The 19,505-nt window shown below is 74.7% G+C and carries 16 protein-coding genes; 10 read left to right on the forward strand and 6 right to left on the reverse strand.

Annotated elements, in window-relative coordinates:
• Window positions 1-2 precede the first annotated feature (2 nt).
• Window positions 3-1,190, reverse strand: a complete 1,188-nt coding sequence (locus HCN56_RS13680; protein ID WP_167970838.1) for an acetyl-CoA C-acetyltransferase — start codon at window positions 1,188-1,190, stop codon at window positions 3-5.
• Between the two features lie 149 nt (window positions 1,191-1,339).
• Between HCN56_RS13680 and mce the strand changes: the two genes are divergently transcribed.
• The 7 genes from mce to HCN56_RS13715 all read left to right on the forward strand — a co-directional run bounded on the left by mce (window position 1,340) and on the right by HCN56_RS13715 (window position 11,135).
• Window positions 1,340-1,789, forward strand: coding sequence for a methylmalonyl-CoA epimerase (gene mce / locus HCN56_RS13685; protein WP_167970840.1), 450 nt, complete (start codon window positions 1,340-1,342; stop codon window positions 1,787-1,789).
• Window positions 1,790-2,049: 260 nt separating this feature from the next.
• A complete protein-coding gene (locus HCN56_RS13690; protein ID WP_167970842.1) occupies window positions 2,050-5,469 on the forward strand; it encodes a polarized growth protein Scy-related protein in 3,420 nt (1,139 codons plus the stop codon).
• 346 nt (window positions 5,470-5,815) lie between these two features.
• Window positions 5,816-6,763: a coiled-coil domain-containing protein gene (locus HCN56_RS13695; protein ID WP_167970844.1), complete on the forward strand. Its 948-nt coding sequence runs from the start codon at window positions 5,816-5,818 to the stop codon at window positions 6,761-6,763.
• Window positions 6,764-6,865: 102 nt separating this feature from the next.
• Window positions 6,866-7,861 (forward strand): ABC transporter ATP-binding protein, encoded by a 996-nt coding sequence (locus HCN56_RS13700; protein ID WP_167970847.1) that lies wholly within the window; start codon window positions 6,866-6,868, stop codon window positions 7,859-7,861.
• A 3-nt stretch (window positions 7,862-7,864) separates the two neighbouring features.
• Window positions 7,865-8,638, forward strand: coding sequence for an ABC transporter permease (locus HCN56_RS13705; RefSeq protein WP_167970849.1), 774 nt, complete (start codon window positions 7,865-7,867; stop codon window positions 8,636-8,638).
• Between the two features lie 185 nt (window positions 8,639-8,823).
• Window positions 8,824-9,888 (forward strand): ABC transporter ATP-binding protein, encoded by a 1,065-nt coding sequence (locus tag HCN56_RS13710; protein WP_167970851.1) that lies wholly within the window; start codon window positions 8,824-8,826, stop codon window positions 9,886-9,888.
• Window positions 9,885-11,135, forward strand: a complete 1,251-nt coding sequence (locus tag HCN56_RS13715) for an ABC-2 transporter permease (protein ID WP_167970853.1) — start codon at window positions 9,885-9,887, stop codon at window positions 11,133-11,135. The genes HCN56_RS13710 and HCN56_RS13715 overlap by 4 nt, the downstream gene beginning before the upstream one ends.
• Before the next feature lie 18 nt (window positions 11,136-11,153).
• Here HCN56_RS13715 and HCN56_RS13720 read toward each other — a convergent pair whose 3' ends face one another.
• Window positions 11,154-11,471 carry an Rv1322 family protein gene (locus tag HCN56_RS13720; RefSeq protein WP_167970855.1) on the reverse strand — a complete coding sequence of 106 codons (318 nt, stop codon included), beginning with the start codon at window positions 11,469-11,471 and terminating at the stop codon, window positions 11,154-11,156.
• 191 nt (window positions 11,472-11,662) lie between these two features.
• Between HCN56_RS13720 and HCN56_RS13725 the strand changes: the two genes are divergently transcribed.
• Window positions 11,663-12,811, forward strand: a complete 1,149-nt coding sequence (locus HCN56_RS13725) for an LLM class flavin-dependent oxidoreductase (RefSeq protein ID WP_167970857.1) — start codon at window positions 11,663-11,665, stop codon at window positions 12,809-12,811.
• Here HCN56_RS13725 and HCN56_RS13730 read toward each other — a convergent pair.
• Complete coding sequence (locus tag HCN56_RS13730) at window positions 12,780-13,172, reverse strand: SCO5389 family protein (RefSeq protein WP_167970859.1); 393 nt, start codon at window positions 13,170-13,172, stop codon at window positions 12,780-12,782. The genes HCN56_RS13725 and HCN56_RS13730 overlap by 32 nt on opposite strands.
• A gap of 264 nt (window positions 13,173-13,436) precedes the next feature.
• Between HCN56_RS13730 and nucS the strand changes: the two genes are divergently transcribed.
• Window positions 13,437-14,108 (forward strand): endonuclease NucS, encoded by a 672-nt coding sequence (nucS, locus tag HCN56_RS13735; protein WP_167970861.1) that lies wholly within the window; start codon window positions 13,437-13,439, stop codon window positions 14,106-14,108.
• 241 nt (window positions 14,109-14,349) lie between these two features.
• Here nucS and HCN56_RS13740 read toward each other — a convergent pair whose 3' ends face one another.
• The 3 genes from HCN56_RS13740 to HCN56_RS13750 all read right to left on the reverse strand — a co-directional run bounded on the left by HCN56_RS13740 (window position 14,350) and on the right by HCN56_RS13750 (window position 18,691).
• On the reverse strand, window positions 14,350-16,773 hold the full coding sequence (locus tag HCN56_RS13740; protein WP_167970863.1) for a P-loop NTPase family protein: 2,424 nt from the start codon (window positions 16,771-16,773) through the stop codon (window positions 14,350-14,352).
• A gap of 245 nt (window positions 16,774-17,018) precedes the next feature.
• Entirely contained in the window at window positions 17,019-17,312 is a 294-nt protein-coding gene (locus HCN56_RS13745; protein ID WP_167970865.1) for an STAS domain-containing protein, read from the reverse strand.
• Window positions 17,313-17,842: 530 nt separating this feature from the next.
• Window positions 17,843-18,691, reverse strand: a complete 849-nt coding sequence (locus HCN56_RS13750) for a 3-hydroxyacyl-CoA dehydrogenase family protein (RefSeq protein ID WP_167970867.1) — start codon at window positions 18,689-18,691, stop codon at window positions 17,843-17,845.
• 137 nt (window positions 18,692-18,828) lie between these two features.
• Between HCN56_RS13750 and HCN56_RS13755 the strand changes: the two genes are divergently transcribed.
• Window positions 18,829-19,401 carry a cob(I)yrinic acid a,c-diamide adenosyltransferase gene (locus tag HCN56_RS13755; protein ID WP_167970869.1) on the forward strand — a complete coding sequence of 191 codons (573 nt, stop codon included), beginning with the start codon at window positions 18,829-18,831 and terminating at the stop codon, window positions 19,399-19,401.
• Window positions 19,402-19,505 lie beyond the last annotated feature (104 nt).

A 19,505-nucleotide genomic window follows, 5' to 3' on the forward strand; every position in this document is an offset into this window, starting at 1 on the left:
GCTCAGCTCCGCGGGACGCGCAGCACCAGGGCGTCGCCCTGGCCGCCGCCGCCGCACAGCGCGGCGGCACCGGTGCCGCCGCCGCGCCGGGCCAGCTCCAGCGCCAGGTGCAGCACCAGCCGGGCGCCGGAGGCGCCGATGGGGTGGCCCAGCGCGATGGCGCCGCCGTTCACGTTCACCCGTTCGTGGGACACGCCGAGGTCCTTCATCGACTGGACGGCCACGGCGGCGAAGGCCTCGTTGATCTCGATGAGGTCCAGGTCGTCGACGCCGACGCCCTCCTTGCCCAGGGCGTGCCGGATGGCGTTGGAGGGCTGCGACTGGAGGGAGTTGTCCGGTCCGGCGACGTTCCCGTGGGCGCCGATCTCCGCGATCCAGCTCAGCCCGAGCGCCTCGGCACGCGCCTTCGACATCACGACCACGGCGGCGGCGCCGTCGGAGATCTGCGACGAGGACCCGGCGGTGATGGTGCCGTCGGCGGCGAACGCGGGCCGCAGCCGGGCCAGCGACTCGACCGTGGTCCCGGGGCGGATGCCCTCGTCCTCGGTGACGACCAGCGGGTCGCCCTTGCGCTGCGGGACGGAGACCGGCGTGATCTCGGCCTCGAAGAGCCCCTTCTCGCGGGCGGCGGCGGCGCGCTGGTGGGAGAGGGCCGCGACGGCGTCCTGCTCCTCGCGGTCCAGCCCGAGCCGGGTGTTGTGACGCTCGGTGGACTCCCCCATCGCCACGTCGTCGTAGGCGTCGGTGAGGCCGTCGTGGGCCATGTGGTCCAGCACCTCGATGGCGCCGTACTTGTGGCCGGTGCGCGAACCGGGCAGCAGGTGCGGGGCGTTGCTCATCGACTCCTGGCCGCCGGCGACGACCACGTCGAACTCGCCGGCGCGGATCAGCTGGTCGGCCAGGGCGATGGCGTCGAGGCCGGAGAGGCAGACCTTGTTGACGGTCAGCGCGGGGACGTCCATGGGAATGCCGGCGTGCACGGCCGCCTGGCGTGCCGGGAGCTGGCCCGCCCCGGCCTGGAGCACCTGTCCCATGATCACGTACTGCACCTGGTCGCCGCCGATGCCGGCGCGCTCCAGCGCGGCCCGGATCGCGGTGCCGCCCAGCTGGGCGGCGGAGAACGACGACAGCGAGCCGAGGAGGCGGCCCATCGGCGTCCTGGCGCCCGAGACGATCACGGAGGTGGTCATGTGTGCGGCTCCCTGGGGACGCGGTGAACGAGGGTTCACTGCGAGGGTACTGAGCGGCCGGATGGCGGTCACCGGCCGGTGGATGTGACGCGGCGCACGTTGGGCGGCGCCACGTTGCGCGCACGCCCCGCCGACGCTGGACTGGACAGATGCTCACACGAATCGATCACATCGGCATCGCCTGCCGCGACCTCGACACCACCGTCGCGTTCTACCGGGCCACCTACGGCTTCGAGGTCCACCACACCGAGGTCAACGAGGAACAGGGCGTCCGGGAGGCGATGCTGCGGATCAACGGCACCGACGACGGCGGCGCCAGCTGGATTCAACTGCTGGAGCCGATCCGCGAGGACTCCCCGGTGGCCAAGTGGCTGGCGAAGCACGGCGAGGGCGTGCACCACATCGCCTTCGGCACCGCCGACGTGGACGGCGCGGCGCAGGCGGTCGGCGCCCGCGGCGTGCGCGTGCTCTACGACGAGCCCCGGCGCGGGTCCATGGACTCGCGCATCACCTTTCTCCACCCCAAGGACTGCCACGGCGTCCTCACCGAGCTGGTGACGGCGGCGCAGGACGCCCCGGGGCACGGGGAGCACGGCTGAAGCCGCCTGCTCCGGGGGCTCCCCACCCGGTGCGGGCGGCCGGTCGCGTGACGGAGACCACCGGTCCGCACCGGCCCCGCGGGCCACTTCGGGACGCTCCCCACTGACGCCCGTCCCCGCGGCCGGTAGAGTGGCGGGGCCGGGGCGCTGGGCTGCTCGCGCTGTCCCGGAATCGGCCGATGAGCCGGCTTCCGCGCGGGGCGATGCCAGCGTGGGCGGCCGGGTCTCCATGACGACCAGGGGACGGATGGGACCGCGGAGTGCGGGACTACGACCGCAACGAGGCTGACGACGCCCTCTCGCTGTTCGAAGCCGATATGAAGCGGCTGAAGAAGGAGCGGGACAAGGCCGTCGATCACGCCGACGACCTCGGCTACCAGATCGAGGTACTGCGCTCCAAGCTGCATCATGCTCGGCGCGCCCTGTCCCTGCGCCCCGCCTACGGGGACGCGCACGCCCACGTCGAACAGCTCCTGCGCACCGCGCAGCACCAGGCCGACCAGATGCGCATCGACGCGGAGCACGAGCTCCGCGAGGCGCGCGCGCAGAACCAGCACGTCCAGCAGGAACGGGCGGAGCTGCGGGCGCGCATGGAGAGCGAGCTGCACAGCGAGTCCGTGACCCGCCGCCAGCGGCTCGACGAGGAGCTGGCCGAGCGCCGCGCCACGGTCGAGGCACACGTCAGCGAGAACGTCGCCTGGGCGGAGCAGATCCGCGCACGGACCGAGGCGCAGGCCCGCCGGCTGATGGAGGAGACCCGCGCCGAGGCCGAGCGGACCATGACGCAGGCCCGCGGCGAGGCGCAGCGGGTCACCGAGGAGACCAGGCAGCGACTCAGTTCCGATGCCGAGTCGGCCCGTTCGGAGGCGGAGGAGCTGGTCCGCCGTGCCCGCGCGGAGGCCGAGCGGCTGCTGACGTCCGCCCGCGAGCAGGCGCAGAAGGCCAACGAGCACGCCGCGGTGCTGCGTTCGACCAGCACCAGCGACGCGGAGGACCGCCGCCGGGAGGCCGCCGCCCTCACCCGCCGGGCGGAGGAGCAGCAGGCGGAGGCCGAGCGCGCGCTGACCGGTGCCCGCGAGGAGGCCGAACGCCTCGTCACCGAGGCCACCGACGAGGCGGAGAAGCGCCGCACGTCGGCCGAGGCCGCCTACGAGCAGCGCGCGGCGACCGCCAAGGCCGAGATCGCCCGGCTGGTCGGCGAGGCGACCAAGGACGCCGAGAGCCGCAAGGAGGAGGCCGAGCAACTCCTGGCGGAGGCCCGCGAGAAGTCCGAGCGGATGGTCGCCGAGGCCACCGAGCAGGCCCGCGCCCGGACGGCGGAGGAGTCCGCCGGCCAGCTCGCCGAGGCGTCCCGCAACGCCGAGGAGATCCTCAACAAGGCTGCGGACGAGGCCCGCGAGGCCAAGCGCGAACTGGCCGAGGAGGTCGAGCGGCTGCGGTCGGAGGCCGAGGCCGAGGCGGACCGGCTCCGCGCCGAGGCGCACGACACCGCCGAGCAGTTGCGCGGCGCGGCGCAGGACGACACCGAGGAGTACCGGGCCAAGACCGTCGAACTCCAGGAGGAGGCACGGCGGTTGCGCGGCGAGGCCGAGCAGCTGCGGGCCGAGGCCGTCACCGAGGGCGACCGCATCCGGTCCGAGGCGCGCCGCGACTCGGTGCAGCAGATCGAGGAGGCCGCCGCCCGCGCCGAGGAGTTGATGGCGAAGGCCACCTCGGAGGCGGAGGAGACCCGCACCGCGGCGACCACCGAGGGCGAGCGCACCCGCGCCGAGGCGGTGGAGCGGGCCACCGCGCTGCGCACCCAGGCGGAGGAGGCCCTCACCGCGGCGCGTGCCGAGGTCGAGGAGCTGCTCGCGGAGTCGGTGACCCGGTCCGAGGCCGCCGAGGCGGCCGCGGTGGAGACCGCCGAACGGCTGGTCGCCGAGGCGCGCGAGACGGCGCGTCAGGAGCAGGAGGCGGCCGCCGAGGAGCTGGAGCGGCTGCGGACCGCGGCCGAGGAGCGGGTCACCGGCGCCGAGGAGGCGCTGGCGACCGCGCACGAGGAGGCGGAACGGCTCCGCGCGGAGGCGGCCGCCGAGGCGGGGCGCACCCGCGAGGAGGCGGCCGACGCCGCGCGCGCCCTGACGGAGTCCACCGAGGAGGAGTCCCGGCGGCTCCGCGAGGAGGCGGCCGCCGATGCCGCCCGGTACCGCGCCGAGGCCGACGACCTCGCGGTCCGGCTGCGGGGCGAGGCCACCAGCGAGGCGGAGCGGCTGCGGCAGGAGGCCCGCGACGCGGCGGACCAGGTCCGGGCCGACGCCGACGCGGCGGCGGAGCGGACCGCCGGGGAGGCGGCGGAGGCGCTGGCCGCCGCCCAGGAGGAGGCGGCGCGGCTCCGCAAGGAGGCGGCCGGCCTGCTGGAGGAGGCGCGCGAGGAGGCGCACCAGGAACGCACCGCCGCCCGCGAGCAGAGCGAGGAGCTGCTGGCGGCCGCGCACACCGCGAAGGCCGAGGCGGAGCAGCGGGCCGAGGAACTGGTCGCCGCCGCGGAGGCCCGCGCCCACGAGATCCGCGACGCGGTCTCGGGGCTGCGGGAGGAGGCGGAGCGCGACGTGGCCGCCCTGCGCGCCGCCGCGGCGGAGGAGGCCGCCGCGACGCGCCGTGCCGCCGAGGAGGAGAAGGAGGCCGCCACGGCGCTGGCCGAGCGGACCGTGCGCGACGCCTACGAGGAGTCGGAGCGGCTGCGGTCGAGCGCCGAGGAGGTCATGGAGCGCGCGCGCCACGAGGCGGACGGGCTCCGGGACGCCGCCCGCGAGGAGGCGGCACGCCGCCGGACCGAGGCGGCGGGCCAGGCGGACGAGTTGGTCACCCGTGCCCAGGAGGAGGCCGAGCGGCTCACCGGGGAGGCGGCCCGCAGCGCGGAGGAGACCGTCGCCACCGCGCGCGAGGAGGCGCTGCGGACCACTGCCGGCGCCGAGGAGCAGTCCGACGCGATGGTCGGCGCCGCACGCCGGCAGGCGGAACGGCTCACGGAGGAGGCGCGCGCCGAGGGGCGCGACGCCGTCGAGCAGGCGCGGACCGACGCCAACACCCTGCTGGAGGAGGCACGTCGGGACGCGGCCGCCATACGGGAGCGGGCCGAGGAGCTGCGCGAGCGGACCGAGACGGAGACCGCGGAGCTGCACGAGCGGGCCCGTCGGGAGTCGGCGGAGCAGGCCCGTGCCGCCGGGGAGCGGGTGGACCGGCTGGTCCGCGCCGCCGAGGAGCAGCGCGAGGAGGCCCGGGCGGCGGCCGAGAAGGTGAAGAGCGACGCCGACACCGAGGCGGGCAAGGTCCGGATCGCCGCGGTGAAGAAGGCCGAGGCGCTGCTCAAGGAGGCCGAGGCGAAGCGGTCCTCGATCGTCCGGGAGGCCGAGCAGCTGCGCGCCGAGGCGCAGAAGGAGGCGACGAGCACCGTCGAGGACGGGAAGCGGGAGCTGGACAAGCTCTCCCGGCGACGGGCCGACATCAACGCCGAGATCTCCCGTGTGCAGGACGTGCTGGAGGCGCTGGAGGGGTTCGAGTCCCCGGGCGGCGGCAAGAGCGGGAAGAGCGGCAAGGGGAAGGGCGCCCGCGGCGGCAAGAACGACGCCGAGGCGGACGGCGGTTCCGGGCGCGCGGTGGGCGCCGGGTCCGGCCAGGGCAAGCGCTCGGGCGGCTGACGCCCGGGCGGGGAGGCGCGCGGGCGGGGAGGGCGACCGGCGCGCGCCCCCGGTGATGCGGGGTGGGTGTGACGGAGGTGACGGGTGCGGCCGGTGCGTCGGCGGCGGCCGGAACCGGTGGCGGGGCGCCGGGGCGCGCGCTCCGGGGAGGGCGCCACCTGTTCGGCAACGCCACTCTTTCGGGGGACAGGCCGCACATTCTCTTCGGAGAACTCGTCATCGACTCGAAGACACGCCGGTTCGCCCCCTAGGATTCACCCCGGGGGCTGTTCCGAGTGTGGTCCGGCCGGGCGCACTCTGAGACAGCCACTTGTCCGCCTCACCCGTCTCATCCGACAGGAACCCCATGAGCGATCCATCGTCCCCGTACGGCTTCGAGTTCGTGCGGCGCGGTTACGACAAGATCCAGGTCAACGAGCGCATGGCCGAGCTCACCGAACAGCTGAAGGAGAAGCAGCAGTCCATCGAGACGCTCAAAAAGCGCGTCCAGGAGCTCTACGAGCAGTCCGCCGAGGAGCAGCAGGAGTCCGAGCCCTCGTACGCCGGCCTCGGTGCCCGCGTCGAGAAGATCCTCCGCCTGGCGGAGGAGGAGGCGACGGCCGTCAGCGATGACGCCCGCCGCGCCGCGGAGAAGCTCCGCGACCTGGCCGAGCAGCAGGCGCAGCAGATGCGCAAGGAGGCCGACACCTACGCCGCGGACGCCAAGGCGCGCTCGGAGGCCGAGGGTCAGCACATCATCGACCAGGCCAACAGCAACGCCGCCGCCCTCCGGGCGGACGCGGAGAAGGACGCGCAGGCCAAGCGCGAGGAGGCCGACGCCCTCTTCGAGGACACCCGCGCCAAGGCCGCCCAGGCCGCGGCCGACTTCGAGACCAACCTCGCCAAGCGGCGGGAGCAGTCCGAGCGCGACCTCGCCGCCCGGCAGGCCAAGGCAGAGAAGCGGCTCGCGGAGATCGAGCACCGGGCGGAGCAGCTGCGCCTGGAGGCGGAGAAGCTGCGCACGGACGCCGAGCGCCGCGCCCGTCAGACGGTGGAGACCGCCCAGCGCCAGGCGGAGGACATCGTCGCCGACGCCAACGCCAAGGCGGACCGGGCGCGCAGCGAGTCCGAGCGCGAGCTGGCGGCGCTGAAGAACCGCCGCGACTCGATCAACAACCAGCTCACCAACGTGCGCGAGATGCTGGCCACCCTCACCGGTGCCCAGGCCGCCGCCTCGGTCAACCTCATCGACGACGACGACGAGACCGACGGCGAGGACTCCCGCGCGGGTGTCCCCGCGCAGCAGAGCCGCTGAGTCGAGCCGGTCCGGGGCTCCCACCCGCCCCGTTCATCCGCTCGGAGCAACGCCCCCCGCCAGCGATGGCGGGGGGCGTCGTGCGTGTCTAGCGTCGCTGCCATGATCGAGCTGGACGGGTTGACCAAGCGGTACGGCGGCAAGACGGCCGTGGCGGGGCTGACGTTCACGGTGCGGCCCGGGATCGTGACGGGCTTTCTGGGGCCGAACGGCGCGGGCAAGTCCACCACGATGCGGATGATGCTGGGCCTGGACCGCCCGACCGCCGGGCGGGTCCGGATCGACGGGCGGCGCTACGACCAGCTCCAGGAGCCGCTGCACGAGGTGGGGGCGCTGCTGGAGGCGAAGGCGGTGCACCCGGGTCGGACGGCCCGCAACCACCTGCGCTGCCTGGCGTACTCCAACGGCATCCCGGAGCGCCGGGTGGGCGAGGTGCTGGAGCTCGTGGGCCTCGGCGCGGTGGCGGACAAGCGGCCCAAGGGGTTCTCGCTCGGCATGGGGCAGCGGCTCGGCATCGCCAGCGCGCTGCTGGGCGACCCCCGCATCCTCATGTTCGACGAGCCGGTCAACGGCCTGGACCCGGAGGGCATCCACTGGGTGCGGACGATGATGCGGCACCTCGCCGCCGAGGGCCGGACGGTGTTCGTCTCCAGCCACCTGATGAGCGAGATGGCGCTCACCGCCGACCACCTGATCGTGATCGGCCAGGGCCGGCTGCTGGCGGACACCTCGATGAACGCGTTCATCCGGGAGAACTCCCGCAGCTACGTGCTGCTGCGGTCGCCGGAGCCGGAGCGGCTGCGGGACGCCCTGGCGGCCGCCGGCCACCGGGCGGTGGCCGGCGCGGACGGCGGGCTGGAGGTCGACGGCGCGGAGGCGGCGGCGCTGGGTGAGGTCGCGGCCGCCGCTGGGGTGACGCTCCACGAGCTGAGCCCCCGGCAGGCCTCGCTGGAGGAGGCGTTCATGCAGCTGACCCACGAGTCGGTCGAGTACCACGGCCGGGCCCAGCCGCCGGACGGCGCCCCGCCCGGTGCTCCGCGGGGCCCCGGCTGGGGCCCGGGCGCGGGCGGGCCGGGCACGCGGGGCGGGGAGGGCTGAGCCGTGGCACGGAACGGACGGGTGCTGCACTCGGAGTGGACGAAGATCCGCTCGGTGCGCTCGACGGTGTGGACACTCGCGGCGGCCCTGGTGGTCACTGTCGGCCTGGGTGTGCTGATCTGCCTGCTGGTCCGCACCACCTACGACGACCTCTCGCCCACCGACCGGGCGACCTTCGACGCGACGATGACCAGCTTCGCCGGCATGACGCTCGGCCAGCTGGCGATGATCGCCTTCGGCATCCTGGTGATCTCCAACGAGTACAGCACGGGGATGATTCGGGCGTCGCTGGCGGCGGTGCCGCAGCGCGGGACGCTGATGGCGGCGAAGGTGGCGGTGGCGACGCTGCTGGCGCTGGTCGTCGGGATGATCACCGCGTTCGCCGCGTACTTCCCGGGCCAGGCGGTGCTGGGTTCCCGGCTGGCGTCCGGGATCGGCGATCCCGGCGTGCTGCGGGCCGTGGTGGGAGCCGGGCTCTACATGACGCTGATCGCGGTCTTCGCGATGGGCGTGACGTGGGTGCTGCGCAGTCCGATGCTCGCCTTCGGCATCCTCATCCCGTTCTTCTTCATGATCTCCGGCATCCTGTCGGCCGTCTCCGCCACCCGGAAGCTCTCCTACTGGCTGCCGGACCAGGCCGGCTCCATGATCATGTCGGTGGTGACGCCGAGCCAGGAGCGGCCCTACGGCCCGTGGGGCGGCATGGCGGTCATGGCCGCCTGGGTGGTGGCGGCGCTGCTGGCGGGCTACCTGACGCTGCGGCGGCGCGACGCCTGACCGTCCGCTCCCCGCGGTGGTGCGGGGAGCGGCGCGGACCCCTCACGCGATCCTCACGCTCCCTTCCGGCGGCGCACCGGCCGGTCGAAGCGGAACCCGAACACACGGGCGGTAAGGTGCGAGGTCTCTCGGGGGGCGCAGGACCGACTGACGGCGCCCCCGTCGTTACTGACCTGGGGCGGACGATGATCGAGGCAGTCGGCCTGACCAAGAGCTACGGCGACAAGACCGCCGTGCACGACCTGACCTTCCGGGTGCAACCCGGGAAGGTCACCGGCTTCCTCGGCCCGAACGGAGCCGGGAAGTCCACCACGATGCGGATGATCCTCGGACTGGACCAGCCCACCGGTGGCAGCGTCACCGTGGCCGGCCACCCGTACCGCAAGCTGCCCAACCCGCCGCGGACGGTGGGGGCGCTGCTCGACGCCGGTGCCAAGCACGGCGGGCGCAGCGCCCGCAACCACCTGCTGTCCCTCGCACAGCTGTCCGGGATACCCGCCTCCCGGGTGGACCAGGTCCTCGACGTCGTCGGGCTGACCTCCGTCGCGCGCAAGCGCTCGGGCGGGTTCTCACTCGGCATGGGGCAGCGGCTCGGCATCGCCGCCGCGCTGCTCGGCGACCCCCGCGTGCTCCTCTTCGACGAGCCGGTCAACGGGCTGGACCCGGAGGGCATCCGCTGGGTGCGCGACCTGATGAAGCGGCTGGCGGCCGAGGGGCGGACCGTCTTCGTCTCCAGCCACCTGATGAGCGAGATGGCCCTCACCGCCGACCACCTCATCGTGATCGGGCGCGGCCGGCTGATGGCCGACATGCCGGTGCAGGACTTCATCGTGCAGAACTCGACCAGCTTCGCCCGGGTGCGCACCGCGGACGTCGGGCAGCGCGACGGGCTGACCTCGCTGCTGACGGGTGCGGGCGCGCAGGTGTTCCCCGAGGAGTCGGGCACCCTGAAGGTGGTCGGCCTCGAACTGCCGCAGGTCAGCGACATCGCCTTCGAGGCGGGCGTCCGCCTGTGGGAGCTCTCCCCGCACCACGCCTCGCTGGAGGAGGCGTACATGCGCATGACGCAGGGCGCGGTCGACTTCCGTGCCGGCGGCGCACAGCAGCCGGGCGACGCTCCCCCCGGGGCGTACGGCACCGGTGGCCCTCCCGGCTCACCGCTGCCGCCGGGCGCCGGCCCGCCGCAGCAGCAGCCGTACGGCGGCGCCCAGCCCCAGTCCTTCGCCCAGCCGCAGGAGAACGCCCGATGAGCATCCCGCCGCCCCCTGCCGGGCCGCCGCAGCCCGACCACGCACCCCAGGGCCGCGGCCCGCAGCAGCCGCCGGGTGCCGCCCCCGCGGCGCCGCCCGCCCCGCAGCAGGCCGCCACTCCCCCGCCGGGGCCCGTCCCGCAGCAGCAGCCCCATCCGCAGCAGGGCGGGCAGGCTCCGCAGTACCCGGCCGGGCCCTACCCGCAGCAGGGGCAGCCACAGGCGCCCGCGGCACCGCCGCAGGGCCCGCCCTCCGGCGGCTTCCCGCAGTACCAGGGCGCACCGCAGCACGCGTCGGCGCCGCCGCAGCAGGGGGTGCAGCAGCCGGGGACACCTCCGTACCAGGGCGCCCCGCAGCACACCGCCGCGCCGCTGCACCAGGGCGAGGCACAGCGGCCTGACGGCCCGTCCACGGACCGCCCGGTGCAGAACGGCGGCAGCGGCGGGCCGGACGCAGCGCCGGGGAGCGAGGTGCCCCCGGCCCACCTCGGCAACGCGCTGCTGGCGGAGTGGACCAAGATCCGCTCGGTGCGGTCGACGATCTGGACGCTGCTGGTGATGATGGTGGTGACCGTCGGCATCGGCACCGGTGTCGCCGCCATCATCTCCGCCACCAGCGAGCAGGGGTTCGACCCGCCGATCGCCGGGTTCATCGGCATCCTGCTCGGCCACATCGCGATCGTCACCTTCGGCGTGCTGGTCACCTCGACCGAGTACACCACCGGCATGATCCGCACCTCGCTGGTGGCCTCGCCGCGCCGGGGCCGGCTGCTGGCGGCGAAGTGCGTGATCTTCTCCGTCATCAGCTTCGCCGCCGTCGCCGTCGCGCTCGGCCTCACCCTGGTGCTGAGCAGCGCGCTCCTGAGCGACACCGAGGCCGCCCGTGAGATGCCGGGCGACGCCTGGCTGACCTCGGTGCTGGGCGTGGCGCTCTACGTCACGCTGCTGGGACTGCTGGGGTTGGCAATGGGATCGCTGCTGCGCTCCTCGGCGGGGGCGATCACCGTGATGCTCGGGATCGTGCTGCTGCCGACGATCGCGGCACCGTTCCTGTACATCTCCGAGAGCATGCGGGACGTCGCGGAGCAGATCGACGCGTTCTCCGCCATCGGCGGGATGTCCGCGCTGTCGGTCAGCTACACGGGCGACTTCGACCACAGCGGCTGGCCGCAGACCGCGGTGCTCGCGGCCGTGGTCGCTGCCGCGCTGCTCGGCGCCTGGGCGCGGCTGCGCAGCGCCGACGCCTGAGGCGGAGCGCGGCCCGCGTCAGTACCGGGGCGCGTTGCGGGACCGCTGGGGACGGGTTCCCCGGCGGTCCCGCGCGTTCCAGCACGCGCGGTGCCAGTGGCGCCGGTCGTCCACGGTGCCGTGCTGCTCCCAGGCCACGACGTGCCCGGTGCCCGGCGGGATCAGCTGGTCGCACCCCGGGCAGCGGTAGTGCTTGCCGCTGCTGCCGGCGACCTGCCGCACGACCCAGGACTCGCCCTGCCAGGTCTCGGTGCTCTCCAGGCCGTAGCGGGTGTGGTCCTCGGGCCGCCCTTCCGGGCGTGGTCGGGCGTTCCGGTGGTTGCGCCGGGGGGACACCTGGCACCTCGCTCGTCTCCGGGCGCTCCTCGCGGCGCCGTCCCTCACCAGCGTACGCAGTCGCCGGTCCCGGCCGCGCACACCGCGCGCTCGCACAGAATTCTCCGGCCGCACCGTGCCCTTGGCACGTGTCACGCGTTAATACCATCACCGGATGATGCGCCGTCGCGGCGGCGGGAGGGGCACGCGAGATGCGGGTAGGCACGTTCGTCCTGGCGGGACAGTTCGCAGGCCAGGCACACGACGAGGTGCTGCACCGCGTGGTGCGGTCGGCCGAGGTGGCGGAGGAGGCCGGGCTGGACGCGGTCTGGCTGGCCGAGCACCACTTCATCCCGTACGGCATCTGCCCCTCCGCCGCGACCCTCGCCGGCTTCCTGCTGGGCCGCACCCGCCGCATCGGCGTCGGCACCGCCGTCAGCGTCCTCCCGACCACCCACCCGGTCGCCCTGGGCGAGCAGGCCGCGCTGCTGCACCTGACCTCGGAGGGCCGGTTCACCCTGGGGGTGGGACGCGGCGGGCCGTGGGTCGACCTCGCGGTCTTCGGCACGGGGTTGGACGCGTACGAGCGGGACTTCCCCGAGGCGCTGGACCTGCTGCTGCGGTGGCTGCGCGAGGACCACGTCGGCGCCGCGGGTGAGCGGTTCCGGTTCCCCAGCGTCCCGGTGGTGCCCCGCCCGGACACCGGCCCCCACGGTGCGGGACCGCCGGTCGTGGTGGCCTGCACCTCCGCCCACGGGGTGCGGACCGCCGCGCGGCGCGGCCTGCCGATGCTGCTGGGCATGCACGCGGGCGACGAGGAGCGTGCCGAGATGGTGTCGCTGTGGCGCCGTACCGCCCTGGAGACCGGGGCCGACCCGGCCCGGGTGCGGGACGCCGGGCACGTGGCGGCCGGCGTGGTGCAGGTCGGCGACTCCCGGAGCGAGGCGGTCGACCTGCTGCGACGCTCGATGCCCGAGTGGTTCCGCCGGGGATTGGCCGCCTACCGGACGGTGGACGGGCGCCCGCGGCGGATGCGGGACCCGCTGGCGTACACCGAACTCCTCTGCGAGCTGCACCCGGTGGGCTCCCCGCGGCTCTGTGCGGACCGGCTCGCCAGGACGGCGGAGCGGACCGGCGTCACGCGGTTCGCGCTGCTCTCGGAGGGGTCGGGCGGGCTGGACGGGACGGAGGAGAACCTGCGGCGGTTGGGCGCGGAGGTGCTGCCGCTGCTTCCGCACCCCGCGGCCGGTGCCGCCGCCCCGGACCCCGGGAGGGGGGAGACGGCACCGTCGGCGGCCCGGGCGGCTTCCGGCCGCGCCGACGTCTCGGTCAGCAGTCGCGCAGTTCGGGCGACTGGTTGAGCAACTGGCCCCGGACGGAGGTGAAGCGGCTCAGCCGGTCGTCGGCCTCGGCGCCGGTCGGGAAGACCGCCACCCGGTGGCAGTTCTGGAAGGCCAGCCGCACGCCGAAGTGCCGCTCCAGCGAGCCGCGGATGGCGTCGCTGGCGAGAGCGCGCAGCAGCTGCCCGCGAGCGGCCTCGTTCGGGGGCGGCGTGGTGTTGTCGGCGAACTCGCCGCCGTCGGTCTTCAGTCGGGCCGCCAGAGAGCTGATCATCTCCCAGGCGTACGGCAGGGACGTACGCACGCAGTCGACGAACTCGGCCTCGTCGACCTCTCCTCGCTCGGCCTGCGCCAACAGGGCAGGCGTGACATCGAGCGACATGTGGTTTCTCCTCTCGCGATCCCCGGGTGACGGGATCTGAACGGATGGAACCGGGGCTGCACCGCTGTGACATCTGTGATCGTGCGCGTTCGTACGGCGACATCCTCGTTGCTGCCAAGGTAAGCCGGTTGGCCGATCATGTCAGTGGAGCGCGCTTATAGTCAGCCAATTGCAAAACGATTCATTACCGGGCATATGAGCGGACCGCCGGGAAGGTGGAGGCGACTTCGCCTCACGGCGCCCGGACCGGTAGCGTGACCGACCATGCGTCTCGTCATCGCCCGCTGCTCCGTGGACTACGCCGGCCGGCTCACCGCCCATCTGCCCCTGGCTCCGCGCCTGATCCTGGTGAAGGCCGACGGCTCGGTGTCGGTCCACGCCGACGACCGCGCCTACAAGCCGCTCAACTGGATGTCGCCACCCTGCACCCTCAAGGAGGGCGCCGAGAACGGCGTCGCGGTGTGGACCGTGGTGAACAAGGCAGGCGAGAAACTGATCATCACCATGGACGAGATCCTCCACGACAGCTCGCACGAGCTCGGAGTCGATCCCGGGCTGGTCAAGGACGGCGTGGAGGCCCACCTCCAGGAGCTGCTGGCCGACCGGATGGAGACCCTCGGCGAGGGCTGGTCGCTGATCCGGCGCGAGTACCCCACCGCCATCGGGCCCGTGGACATCCTCGGCCGCGACGCCGACGGCACCACCATCGCCGTCGAGATCAAGCGCCGCGGCGAGATCGACGGCGTGGAGCAGCTGACCCGCTACCTGGAGCTGCTCAACCGCGACCCCCATCTCGCGCCGGTCAAGGGTGTGTTCGCCGCGCAGGAGATCAAGCCGCAGGCCAGGGTGCTCGCCACCGACCGCGGTATCCACTGCGCGGTGCTGGACTACAACGCGCTGCGCGGCATCGACGACGACAAGCTGCGACTCTTCTGACGCGGCCGCGGCCGCCCGCACGAGGACGGCCGGAGGGCGCCCGTTCCGGGCGGCCGGAACCGTGCGGCACGGCGTGATTACGTGCCACCGGCCCATCCGATCACGCCGGTTCCGCGCGAGCAGGACTGACCGCGCGGAACCGGGGTCGGTGCCGCGGCGGGCGCGCGCACGGCACCCGGAACGGGCAGTGGGCCCCACCGCCGGTGGGGCCCACTCCCGCGTCCGCCGTGCCGAGCCTCTGTCAGAGGTCGTAGTACCCGCCGGTGGAGGTCGGCGAGGGCGACCCGGTGGGCGCGGTGCTCGACGGCGAGGCCCCGGGCGAGGAGGGGTCGGGGTCCGGGCTCGTCGGGTCGGGGTCGGGGCTGGTCGGGTCCGGGTCCGGGCTCGTCGGGTCGGGGTCGGGGCTGGTCGGGTCCGGGTCCGGGCTGGTCGGGTCCGGCGCGGGGCTGGTCGGGTCCGGCGCGCCGCCGCCGTTGCCCCCGCTCCCCCCGTTGCCGCCGTTCCCCCCGTTGCCGCCGCCGTTGCCGTTGCCACCGCCGTTGCCGCCGGTGGCGCCCCCGTCGCCGCCGGGCGACCCCGGGCCGGTACCGCCGTCACCGCCGCCCGTGGCGCCGCCGGTGCCGCCGGGCGGGGGCACCTCGTCACCGGGCTCCTCCGCGCCGTCCGACTCGGGGCTCTCCGGGCTCTCGGCGGGGTCCTCGGGGGTGTCCTCCGGGCTGGAGCCGTCGTTCTCGCCCGTGTCGCCGGCACCCTCGTCCTCGTCCGGCTCCTCGACCTCGCGGCTCGGGGTCTCCTCGGTGTCGGAGCCGTCCACGTCGGGCGCGGAGGTCGGGTCCTCGGTACCGCGCGGCCGGGTGTCGGGCAGGTCCGTCTCCCCGGAGGTCAGGCCGAGCGTGACGACGGTGCCGAGCACCGCTGCCAGCAGCACCCCAGTGCCGGCGGCCACGGTGTTGCGGCGGGTTCCGGCGAGCGCCGCCTTCCGCAGTCCGCCGCGCGGCTCCTCGCGCGGCTCCTCGTGCGGCTGCGCGGCACCGACCGCGGTGATCAGCTGGGTGCTGTCCTCGCTGCCCCGCGGGATCATGACGGTGTCCGCCTCCGGCGGGGGCGACGGCGCCTTCTCGGGCACGGCCACGGGGTGCACCGCGGTCGCCGGCGTCTGCGCGGGCAGCACGAGGTCCTCGACCAGGGCGAGCGCACGGCGGCCCGCATGGACACCGCCGGAGTCGGCCAGCGCGGCCCGCAACGCGACGGAAGCCTCCAACTCCGCGCGTGCACGGTCCAGTTGGTCACGGCAGATGGCCAGCACGCCCAGCTCGTGGTGGAAGTACGCCTGGTCGGCGACGAAGCCTGCCGCCCGCGCGCACTCCTGCCCGGTCCGCAGCATCCGCTCCCAGACGCCCCACCGGAGCGCCAGCGCCAGCCGGGGTGCGGCGGCGCGCACCAGCGAGGCCACGGCCTCGTGGTGACCGGCGCGCTGCGCCGCCCGCGCCACGGCGGTCAGCGTCTCCGCCTCGGCCGCGACCTCACGCGGCGCGGGGTCGGCGTCCGACAGCCACCAGGCGTAGTGCTGGGCCACACCCAGGGCGCGCTCCTCGGCGCCCTCCGCGTAGCCGGCGGCGGCCAGCGCCTCGGCGACGCCGCCCGCGGTGCGGACGTGGTCGCCGGTGGTCGAGAGCAGGCCGGCGGTGTGCAGTCGGTCGTGGTCGGCGAGGACGGTGTGGTCGCCGGTCAGCGCGGGCAGCTGGGAGGCGACGGGCAGCGCCCCGCCGAGGGCGACTGCGATCCGCAGGGTCTCGCGCGCGCCCTCGGGGAGCGCGGCGACGAGAGCGACGACGAGGCCGTCGGGCTCCGGCAGCGCCCCGGGGGCCCGGCCGCCGTCGCGGAGCCGGAGGTACTCCCCCGCCTGGGCGAAGCGGGCGGGCAGTCCCTCGGTGGCGGACCAGAGGTCGCCGGCCCAGTCGGACTCCTCGTCGGTGAGGGCCCGCCCAGCGAGGTTCTCCAGCAGTTCGACGCAGCCGGTGCGGCTGAGCCCGCCGAGGACGATCTCCTCCAGGCGGGAGTCGGCCCCCGCGCCCTGGCTCGCCGGCGTCGCCGTGAGGAGGAAGGCGCACTCGGGGGTGGCGTCGAGCAGCTCCTCCAGGGCGTTGCCGGTGAACTCGACGTCGTCGACCAGGACCACCGCCCCGATACCGCGGAGCGCCGCGCGGAGCTCGGCCGGGGCGGGGCGGTGGCCGGGGGCGTCGTGCGCGGCGCCGTACAGCTCGTGCTTGATGTCGGCGGCGCTGCGGTGGTGTCCGCTCAGGCGTATGAGCCCGTCGGGCGCCAGGTCCGCGCAGTCGCGGGCGACGGCGTCCAGCAGGGCGGTGCGGCCGCTGCCCGCGGGGCCGGTCAGCCGCACGGATCGGCCGCGGGAGAGCAGTCGCGACAGTCGCTCGCGCTGGTCCTCGCGCTCCAGCAGGGCCGGGCGCGGGCCGGGAGCGGCCGGGTCGGGGAAGCTGCGTCCCGCCACGGGCCGGCGGCCGGGCGGGCAGGACTCTATCTGGCTGCCGTCGACGGGGTTCAGCGTCAGCAGGAAGTCGCCGGCGATCAGTTCGGCGGGGCGCCGTGGACCGCCGCCGTTGTCCCGGGGCTCCGGACCGTCGGGGGCCGGGTGGTCGGTGTCCATGGTGTCGTTCCCTCGGAAGCGGAGGCGGACCTCGCCGTGGGGCGGCGGTCCGGGGTGGGCCGTCGGTCGCCTGGACCCGCGCTGACACGCGGTCCAGAAGTACTGTCGTACCACCGTCGGCGCCCCGGCCGACGAGCAGGGCCCGGTGGCTGGCGTTTTGCCCCGCTTCACCCCGGCGTTCGCGGCCACGGGCGGGGCCGGCGCCCCGCCGGTCCGCCGCCGTCCCCGTGCCGCGGGGCGGGCCGCTACGGCGTGATGGTGAGGATGCGGTGGAGCCGCGTGGCCACCAGCAGCCGCCGCATCCGGGGCGGTACCTCACGCAGCACCAGCCGACGGCCGCAGCGCCCCGCCCTCCGGTGCACGCCCATGATCACCCCCAGCCCCGTGGAGTCCCACGCGTCGAGCTCACGGAGGTCCAGGACCAGGTCGCCGTGGCCGGAGTCCACGGCGTCGTGCAGCGCGGACCGGGCATCCGCGGCGCTGCGTACGTCCAGGCGACCTCCGACGACCAACTCGGTGTGGTCGCCCCTGATGTGCATACGCTCTCCCCGCTCGGACCCCCGGCCCGTGGGTCACCCGGACCGGAGGTGGTGTCGTTCTGGCTGTGCTCCGCCAACGCCCGGGGCCGCCCGCTCCCCCGGCGGGGCCGACCGCCCGCGGCGGCACGGCGGTTCCGTCGTGCGCCGCGACGGCGCGGGGGCGGCGTCGCCCCGGGTTCTCCTGGGGATACCCCCGGCCGCGGCGGCGTTCCCCCGGCCGGGGTGTGCTTCCTGGGTGGATTCGTGGTGCGTGCCGTGAGGGCCACCGGAACGGGCCGCACGGCCCCGCCGCGCGGCGTGCCCGGACACCGGTTCCGGACGCCCCTCCACAGATCTGACGGACCGACAGCCCGACACGTTGCCGACTCGGCCGATTCCGTCACTGATTTCACCCGTGCGCGTGAACGCCCGGACCCGCATGGTGACAAACGGCGCCGGACGCCCCGACACCGCCCCCGCGTCGGGCGCCCCTCGCACGGCGCGTCCGGCACGCCCCGCGCGGAGCGTGCCGGACACCGGGCGGGCAAGGGTCAGTACCGGTAGAAGCCCTCACCGCTCTTGCGGCCGATGACGCCGGCGTCGACCATGCGCCGCATCAGCTCCGGAGGAGCGAACTTCTCGTCCTGGGACTCGGTGTAGATGTTCTCGGCGGCGTGGGTGAGCACGTCGACGCCGGTGAGGTCGGCCGTGGCGAGCGGCCCCATGGCGTGCCCGAAGCCGAGCTTGCAGGCGATGTCGATGTCCTCGGCGGTCGCGACCCCGGACTCCCGCAGCTTGGCCGCCTCCACCACGAGCGCGATGATCAGACGGGTGGTCACGAAACCGGCGACGTCGCGGTTGACCACCACGCAGGTCTTGCCGACGGACTCCGCGAACTCGCGGGCGGTGGCGAGCGCCTCGTCGCTGGTGCGTACGCCGCGCACCAGCTCGCAGAGGGCCATCATCGGCACCGGGGAGAAGAAGTGGGTGCCCACCACCCGCTCCGGCCGCTTCGTCGCCGCCGCGATCTTGGTGATCGGGATCGCCGAGGTGTTGGTGGCCAGGACCGTGTCCTCGCCGACGATCGTGTCGAGCGCGGCGAAGATCTCCCGCTTGGTCTCCAGCCGCTCGAACACCGCCTCCACCACGATGTCGGCGTCCGCCGCGGCGTCGAGGTCGGTCGAGGTGGTGATCCGACCGAGGGTCTCCGCCGCCTGCTCCGCCGTCAGTTTCTCCTTGGCGACGAACCGCTGGAGCGACTGCTCGATGCCGCCGACGCCGCGGGAGAGCGCCTCGTCGGTGACATCCCGCAGCACCACGTCCCATCCCGCTCGTGCCGAGACCTGGGCGATACCGGACCCCATGAGTCCGGCACCGATGACAGCGAGCTTCCTTGCCACGCGAGATCCCTTCGCCGTTCCGTAAAGTTCCTGCGCCGGAATGTAACCGCCCGGAAGGGTCCTTGGGGAGTGCCCGGGACGCGCGTCACGTCTCACATGGCGGACATCACACCGCCGCCGGGCGGTAGCGTTCCCCCATGGTGAACCTCACGCGCATCTACACCCGTACCGGAGACCAGGGCACCACCGCCCTCGGTGACATGAGCCGTACCGCCAAGACCGACCTGCGGATCGCCGCCTACGCCGACGTCAACGAGGCCAACGCGGCCATCGGCACTGCCCTGGCGCTCGGCGGGTTGGACGGCGAGGTCGCCGCCGTGCTGGTGCGGGTGCAGAACGACCTCTTCGACGTGGGCGCCGACCTCTCCACCCCGGTCGTCGCCGACCCCGAGCACCCGCCGCTGCGGGTGCTCCAGAGCTACGTGGACCGGCTGGAGGAGGACTGCGACACCTTCCTGGCCGGGTTGGAGAAGCTGCGCAGCTTCATCCTCCCGGGGGGCACCCCCGGCGCGGCGCTGCTGCACCAGGCGTGCACCGTGGTGCGCCGCGCGGAACGCTCCACCTGGGCGGCGACGGAGGAGCACGGCGCCACCATGAACCCGCTGACCGCGACTTACCTCAACCGCCTCTCCGACCTGCTCTTCATCCTGGCGCGGGTGGCCAACAAGGAGACCGGTGACGTGCTGTGGGTGCCGGGCGAGAACCGCTGAGGCCGCCTCATCCCGGCGGCCGGCGGTCGGCGGCCGGGACGGCGCCGGGCAGCGGTCCGGCGCCGGGCGGCGGTGCGGTGCCGTGCGGCGGTGCGGGGCCGGAC

This window comes from Streptomyces lonarensis (genome assembly GCF_012033735.1).
In the GTDB taxonomy this organism is placed as follows: domain Bacteria; phylum Actinomycetota; class Actinomycetes; order Streptomycetales; family Streptomycetaceae; genus Streptomyces; species Streptomyces lonarensis.

Coding starts and splice junctions, on each gene's coding strand:
- HCN56_RS13680 (WP_167970838.1), bottom strand. CDS start 1,190: ATGACCACCTCCGTGATCGTCTCGGGCGCCAGGACGCCGATGGGCCGC.
- mce (WP_167970840.1), top strand. CDS start 1,340: ATGCTCACACGAATCGATCACATCGGCATCGCCTGCCGCGACCTCGAC.
- HCN56_RS13695 (WP_167970844.1), top strand. CDS start 5,816: ATGAGCGATCCATCGTCCCCGTACGGCTTCGAGTTCGTGCGGCGCGGT.
- HCN56_RS13725 (WP_167970857.1), top strand. CDS start 11,663: ATGCGGGTAGGCACGTTCGTCCTGGCGGGACAGTTCGCAGGCCAGGCA.
- HCN56_RS13745 (WP_167970865.1), bottom strand. CDS start 17,312: ATGCACATCAGGGGCGACCACACCGAGTTGGTCGTCGGAGGTCGCCTG.
- HCN56_RS13715 (WP_167970853.1), top strand. CDS start 9,885: ATGAGCATCCCGCCGCCCCCTGCCGGGCCGCCGCAGCCCGACCACGCA.
- HCN56_RS13755 (WP_167970869.1), top strand. CDS start 18,829: ATGGTGAACCTCACGCGCATCTACACCCGTACCGGAGACCAGGGCACC.
- HCN56_RS13740 (WP_167970863.1), bottom strand. CDS start 16,773: ATGGACACCGACCACCCGGCCCCCGACGGTCCGGAGCCCCGGGACAAC.
- HCN56_RS13700 (WP_167970847.1), top strand. CDS start 6,866: ATGATCGAGCTGGACGGGTTGACCAAGCGGTACGGCGGCAAGACGGCC.
- nucS (WP_167970861.1), top strand. CDS start 13,437: ATGCGTCTCGTCATCGCCCGCTGCTCCGTGGACTACGCCGGCCGGCTC.
- HCN56_RS13730 (WP_167970859.1), bottom strand. CDS start 13,172: ATGTCGCTCGATGTCACGCCTGCCCTGTTGGCGCAGGCCGAGCGAGGA.
- HCN56_RS13710 (WP_167970851.1), top strand. CDS start 8,824: ATGATCGAGGCAGTCGGCCTGACCAAGAGCTACGGCGACAAGACCGCC.